Annotated in this window: 7 protein-coding genes; 3 read left to right on the forward strand and 4 right to left on the reverse strand. The window is 71.0% G+C overall.

Annotation, left to right across the window (positions count from 1 at the left end):
• The 3 genes from D183_RS24125 to D183_RS0106445 all read right to left on the reverse strand — a co-directional run.
• The coding region (locus tag D183_RS24125) for a histidinol dehydrogenase (RefSeq protein WP_039726334.1) at positions 1 to 352 on the reverse strand (352 nt) is incomplete at its 3' end.
• Positions 349 to 1,263 (reverse strand): ATP phosphoribosyltransferase, encoded by a 915-nt coding sequence (gene hisG, locus D183_RS0106440; RefSeq protein ID WP_017908285.1) that lies wholly within the window; start codon positions 1,261 to 1,263, stop codon positions 349 to 351. The genes hisG and D183_RS24125, both read right to left, overlap by 4 nt.
• Positions 1,264 to 1,272: 9 nt before the next feature.
• On the reverse strand, positions 1,273 to 1,599 hold the full coding sequence (locus tag D183_RS0106445; protein WP_017908286.1) for a YerC/YecD family TrpR-related protein: 327 nt from the start codon (positions 1,597 to 1,599) through the stop codon (positions 1,273 to 1,275).
• A gap of 189 nt (positions 1,600 to 1,788) precedes the next feature.
• Between D183_RS0106445 and D183_RS0106450 the strand changes: the two genes are divergently transcribed.
• Positions 1,789 to 3,039 (forward strand): hypothetical protein, encoded by a 1,251-nt coding sequence (locus tag D183_RS0106450; protein ID WP_232757227.1) that lies wholly within the window; start codon positions 1,789 to 1,791, stop codon positions 3,037 to 3,039.
• A 117-nt stretch (positions 3,040 to 3,156) separates the two neighbouring features.
• Here the strand turns inward: D183_RS0106450 and hisS are convergent, their stop codons facing one another.
• Positions 3,157 to 4,557, reverse strand: coding sequence for a histidine--tRNA ligase (gene hisS, locus D183_RS0106455; RefSeq protein WP_026144250.1), 1,401 nt, complete (start codon positions 4,555 to 4,557; stop codon positions 3,157 to 3,159).
• A 111-nt stretch (positions 4,558 to 4,668) separates the two neighbouring features.
• Here hisS and D183_RS0106460 point away from each other — a divergent pair, with 111 nt between their 5' ends.
• A complete protein-coding gene (locus D183_RS0106460; RefSeq protein WP_017908289.1) occupies positions 4,669 to 5,424 on the forward strand; it encodes a Crp/Fnr family transcriptional regulator in 756 nt (251 codons plus the stop codon).
• Between the two features lie 300 nt (positions 5,425 to 5,724).
• On the forward strand, positions 5,725 to 6,039 hold the full coding sequence (locus D183_RS0106465; protein WP_017908290.1) for a hypothetical protein: 315 nt from the start codon (positions 5,725 to 5,727) through the stop codon (positions 6,037 to 6,039).
• Positions 6,040 to 6,093: the final 54 nt, after the last annotated feature.

The following is a 6,093-nucleotide window of genomic DNA, read 5'->3' on the forward strand; positions in this document are numbered from 1 at the left end:
CCACGCGCTCGCAGACCACGCCCGGCGCGGTCTCGACCGCGTACGGCTGCGCCATGCCGGCGCGGTGGAAGGTATCGATCCGCGCCGCCGCCTCGGCCATCGCCGCGCGCAGCGGCGCCGGCACCGCCGCCTCGGCGGCGGCGAACTCGGTGGCGCTCACTTCGAAGGTCTCCAGCACCACGCCGTCGAAACGCGCGGTGAGGTCGCGCAGCGCGACGTCGCCGCGGCTGTGCACGTCATTGAGCACCTGCGCCACCGCGTTGCGGGTCTGCTCGGCCACGCGCTGCACCGGCCGGGTCAGCGCCTGGGTGCGTTCCTGCGCGTCGAGCGCGCTCCATTCCAAACGATTCATGCCAGCGACCGCTCCACCGTCAACACCATCAAGCCCTGCGCGCCCGCGCGCTCCAGTTCCTCCATGCGCTGCCAGGTGATCGCACCGTGGCACATGGTCTGCAACTGCAGCGGGCCGTCTGCGTCGCCGGGCAGTTGCACCAGCGGTTCGGCGTCGGGCAGCAGCCGCGCCAGGTCGGCCACGCGTTCGCGCGCGGCGCGGAACATCAGCAGCTTGCTGTCGCGCAGCTTGAGCACGCCGTCGAGCCGGCGCAGCAGCATCGCCGCGAGGCCGGCGCGGGCATCGGCCGGTTCGCGGACCGGACCGGCCAGCACCGCCTCGCTCTCCAGCAGCGTCTCCACTGGCTTGAGCTGGTTGGCGGCCAGGGTGGCGCCACTGGAGACCAGATCGCAGATCAGGTCGGCGGTGCCCAGGCGCGGCGCGATCTCCACCGAGCCGGACAGCTCCACCACCTGCGCGGCGATGCCACGCGCGTCCAGCCAGTCGGCCAGCACCGCCGGGTAGCTGGTGGCGATGCGCAGCCCCTGCACCTGCTGCGGGCCGCTCCACTCCCAACTGTCCGGCACCGCCAGCATCAGCCGGCACTGCCCGAAGTTGAGCCCGCGCAGGGCACGATAGGCCTCCGGCAGGCCATTGCGGCGGCGCTCGCCGGCCTGCTCTTCGAGTTCGTTGCGGCCGACGATGCCGAAGTCGCACACGCCGTCGGCGATCAGCCCGGGGATATCGTCGTCGCGCACCAGCAGCAGATCGACCGGCAACGATTCGCCGTAGCAGAACAGCTTGTCGCGGCTCTCGCGCCAGCTCAGCCCGCAGGCGGCCAGCACCGCACGGGCCGGCTCGGCCAGGCGGCCACTCTTCTGGATCGCGATACGCAGCCGGTCGCGGGCCGGTGCTGCCAGGGAAGCACTCATCAGGACATCTCAGTGGGAATCGGAGGGGCGCGCCGTCTGCCGGCGCAGCGCCGCGGCATAGCCGCCGGCGCCGTATTCCAGGGTCCGTGCGACACGGCCGATGGTGGTGACGCTGACCTGGGTCAGATCGTGGATCTCGCGGTACGGCACGCCCTTGAGCAGCAGCGGCACCACGCGCCAGCGGTCCGCCATCGCCTCCAACTCGGCCGGCGTGCACAGGTCCTGCAGGAACGCCGCCACTTCCTGCGGCTTGCCGAGCTGGGCCAGGGTGCGCGCCAACGCCTTGAACGAGGCGTCGCTGTCGCGGTCTTCTGCAGGGACGGGACGTTGTTTCATTGCGCTAATGTAATAGCACACTATTACAAGGTCAAGCTTGCGCGGGCCGCGGCGACCTGGCGTTCAGCCTCCGGGTCATCCTGTTGCGCGCTCTGGCGCCCTGTGCGTTGCCGCGATCCGGCCTCACGCTGCGCGCAGACACCTCCCGCGGCGGATGGAAGGATCGCCCGGCGGCCGCTAGGATCGGCGATGACCGCCGCCGCTCTGGAGTACCGCATGCGCACTGCGTGTTTTGCCGCCCTTGTCCTGTGCATGGCGATGTCGGCAGCGGCGCAGCCGCCGCCGGCGCCTCCCGCCCAGGGGGCCGCAAACGCCGACACCGCGACCACTGTGGAGCAACTGCCGATCCGCTCCAGCGCGCAGCTCGCCGCCTACCTGCGCGCCCATGCAGGCCAGCGCACGCCGCTGGACGCGCTCACGCCCGGCGCCCGCGAACGCTTCCTCGACGGCCTGGTGTTCGGCCGCAATGGCCTGGGTGGATTCGATACGCAGGACCTGCCGCAGCTGACCCGCACGCAGGGCCGGGCGCTGCTGGCGCTGTTCGGAGTCGAGCGCTACGCGGAAAGCTTGCCGCACTGGGCGACGCAACCGCGCGCCAACGAGCCCACCGCCGCGATCGGCGACCTGGAGCGTCGCTACAACGGCTACCACCGGAATCTGGACGGCCTCGGTCGCACTGGACGCGATCCCTGGCCCGCAGTGCGCAGCGCCCTGCCCGAAGCATTCGACCCCGCCGCCATCGCGCAATCGGACGCGGCCGCGCTGGATCTTCTGTATCGGGCCGTCGTCGCGACCTACGCGCTGCGCCCCACCCCGGCGGGGCTGGACACGCAACTGCAGGTGCTGGCGCAGTTGCGGCGCCGCGGCCAGGCCAGCGCGGCGCAGGTGGACGACGACGGCAACGCGCTGCTGCTCGCGCATCGTGTGGAAGACGCACGGCGCCTGCTGGCCGATGGCGGCAGCGCCGACTGGCCGCATTGGCTGCGCTTCGAGGACCGCCTGGGCGCGGCGGCGCAGGGGCCGACGCTGTGGTCGCTGGAACCCGATGGGCGCACGCTGCACCGGCAGCGGATCGATCTGGGGCCACCTCAGATCCTGGTCACCGCCGGCTGCCATTTTGCCGCCGACGCCGCGCGCGCCATCGCCGCCGATCCCGAACTGGGCCCGGCGTTCCGCCGCCACGCGCTGTGGCTGACCCTGCCGCCCGGCAGCGAGGACCTGGAGGCGCTGCGCGCCTGGAACCAGGCGCAGCCGCAGACGCCGCTGCATCCGCTCTACGACGTGGAGGAATGGCCGCTGTTGCCGCGCGAGTGGCGCATGCCCACGTTCTTCCTGGTGCGCGACGGCAAGGTCGTCGCGCAAGTGCAGGGCTGGCCGGCGGACGATGGCGCGCAACGGCGCGCGCTCAAGGCGATGCTGCAGGGCGCGGGCCTGCTGTAGTTTGCGTTTTTGGGATCAACCGTGGCCGGGGTTACCGGCCATGCCGGTCGCGGCTGAAGCCGCTTCTACCAAGATCTCGCACAGCGCGGCGGCCGTCGCCGGCCGCCGCCACCAGACTCAGGCCATCACCTTGGCCTGCTCCAGTTCCACCTGCAGCGTGCTGGCCAGTTCGTCGCGGGCGATCTCGAACTGCTGCTCGCGCAGCAGATCCTTGACCGCGACCACCCCGCGCGCCAGCTCGTCGTCGCCGGCCAGCACCACGAAGCGGATGCCGGCACGGGCCGCGTACTGGAACTGCTTGCCGATCTTCTTCGGCTCCATCTGCACTTCGGTGTTGATGCCGCCGGCACGCAGGCGCCGCGCGATGTCCAGCGCGTCGTCCAGCTTGGCCTCGTCCATCAGCGCCACCATCGCCTGCACGCTGCTGGAGGCGATGCCGTCGATCAGGCCGGCCTCGCGCAACTGCCAGAACAGCCGGGTCAGGCCGATGGAAATGCCCACGCCGGGCAGCTTGGACTTGCTGTAGTGGCTGGCCAGGTCCTCGTAGCGGCCGCCCGAGCAGATCGAGCCGATCTGCGGGTAGTCGGTCAGCAAGGTCTCGTAGACGGTGCCGGTGTAATAGTCCAGGCCGCGGGCGATGGAGAAATTGAGGCAGTACGCGGTTTCCGGCACACCCAGCGCCTTGACCAGGGCCAGCACCTCGCGCAGCTCGGCCACGCCCTCGCGCAGGGTCGCACTGGACGCCGCATCGGCCTCCAGCGCCTGCAGCCGCGCCAGCGCATCGTCGTGGCCGCTGGAGCGCACCGCGACGAAGTCGAGGATGCGCTGCACCTGCTCGGCGGGAATGCCGAAGCCCTCGCCGGCCAGCGTCTCGCGCACGTAGTCGGCGCCGCGCTTGTCCAGCTTGTCGACCTCGCGCAGCACCGCGAGCTGGCGCTCGCCCTCGGCCACGCCCAGGCTCTCGAAGAAACCGCGCATCAGCTTGCGGTTGTTCAACTGCACCGCGAAATCGCCGATGCCCAGCTCGGCGAACACCGCGTGGATCACCGCCAGCACCTCGGCGTCGTAGCGGATGCTCAGCGCGTCCTTGCCGATCACGTCGATGTCGCATTGGTAGAACTCGCGGAAGCGGCCACGCTGGGCGCGCTCGCCGCGGTACACGCGCTGCATCTGGTAGCGCCGGAACGGGAAGCTCAGCTCGTGCTCGTGTTCGGCCACGTAGCGGGCCAGCGGCACGGTCAGGTCGAAGCGCAGCGCCAGCTCCGGCAGCCCGCCCTCGCTACCCTCGGCCGCGGCATTGGCCAGCGCACCGGTGGACTGCACGAAGTACACCTGGCGCTCGGTCTCGCCGCCGGACTTGGTCAGCAGCACGTCGGACAGCTCGAACACCGGCGTCTCCACCGGCAGGAACCCGAACCGCTCGTAATTGCGGCGGATGACGTCCAGCATGCGCTGGAACGCGATCTGCTCGCGTGGCAGCAATTCCATGATGCCGGGCGGCGTACGGGGCTTGATCACGTGCGGAACTCCTGCGATTCGGGGGCGAGCGGGACGCCAATTCTAGCCGCACCGGCCACGCGCGGCCGCATCGGCGTATCATTCGCCGGTGCCGAAGCCGCTGCCCCGCCCATGAACAGGCATCCTTCCGGATTCGCCCTGCCCTACGCCGACGCGTCCGCCCCGCGCGAACCGCGCGGCAACGAGTGCCTGCATTGCGCGGTCCGCCACCTGGCGATCTGCTCGGCGCTGGCCTGCGACGAGGTGCAGGCGCTGGAACGGGCCACGACCTCGCTGCACTACGCCGCTGGCGCCACCCTGGCCCGCACCGGCGAGGCGCGGCAGGCGGTCTACACCGTCACCGCCGGCGCGCTGCGCCTGGTCCGCACCCTCGCCGACGGACGCCGCCAGGTGGCCGGTTTCGTCCTGCCCGGCGACTACGTCGGCCTGAGCGAATCGGCCAGGCACCGCCACGATATCGAAGCCATCGCCGACAGCCGGGTGTGCCGGGTGCCGGTGGCGCAGATGCAGCAGTTGCGCACGCAGTTCCCGCACCTGGAGCGCAAGCTGCTGCAACGCGCCTGCCTGGAGCTGGATGCGGCGCAGGACGCGGCGCTGTCGCTGGCGCGGCTGCAGCCGGCCGAGAAACTGGCCGACTTCCTGCTCAAGCTGGCGGCCCGCGCGGCGCGCCAGGGCGATGCCGGCAACAAGGTGGTGCTGCCGATGGGCCGCGGCGACATCGCCGACCATCTCGGCCTGACCATGGAGACAGTCAGCCGTACCTTCACCAAGCTGCGCCAGCAGGGCCTGATCGCGCTGCCGCAACTGCATGTGGTGGAGATTCGCGACTTCGCCGCGCTGCACCGGCTGGCGTCGGACGAAGACTGAGCGGACCGGCGTGGCGATTTTTTCGCCACGCGGCTCCAGGCACCGACGCCATGCGGTGCCTGGCCACTTATCCACAGGATTCCAGAGCAACGCTCCACATCGCGTGTGGACAACCGTGCAGCGCCCGCCGGCGGCCAACCGATCACCGGTTTGCTGCCGCGTGCAGCACCGCCGCACCGCCAGCTCTGAACGCTTCAGCCGGCCATCGCGGCGGCGACGCCCGACCGGCATAGACTGCGTGCGCAACACACCTGCGGCGCCGCCGCGGTGCCGGTGGGGGGGACCACTCGGAGGGCCAACATGGCCGTCGCCATCGAGATGCAACACGCCTCGCGCGCCTGCGTGATGCTGGACCGCGAGCGCGAACTGGAGTTCTGGAAGGCGCATTACGCACACAGCCCCTTCCATCAGCCCGGTTACACGTTCCACGACTACGAGCCGGCGCTGAAGCTGGCCTACGATGCCTACCTCAAGTACCACGGCCAGCGCGTGGAAGAGGTGGTCGCGCAACTGCGCGACGTGTTCCTGCGCGACCACCCGCGCTCGCGCCTGGACTGGCTGCAGGTACGCGGCATCGTCCTGGCCGCCTGGCAGCGGCTGCAGCCGACCGACTGAGCCGTCGGGCGCGCTCGCGCGCCCCGGCCTGCGCTGCTCAGCCGGCCAGCAGCC

This window comes from Xanthomonas sp. SHU 199, from assembly GCF_000364665.1.
Classification (GTDB): domain Bacteria; phylum Pseudomonadota; class Gammaproteobacteria; order Xanthomonadales; family Xanthomonadaceae; genus Xanthomonas_A; species Xanthomonas_A sontii.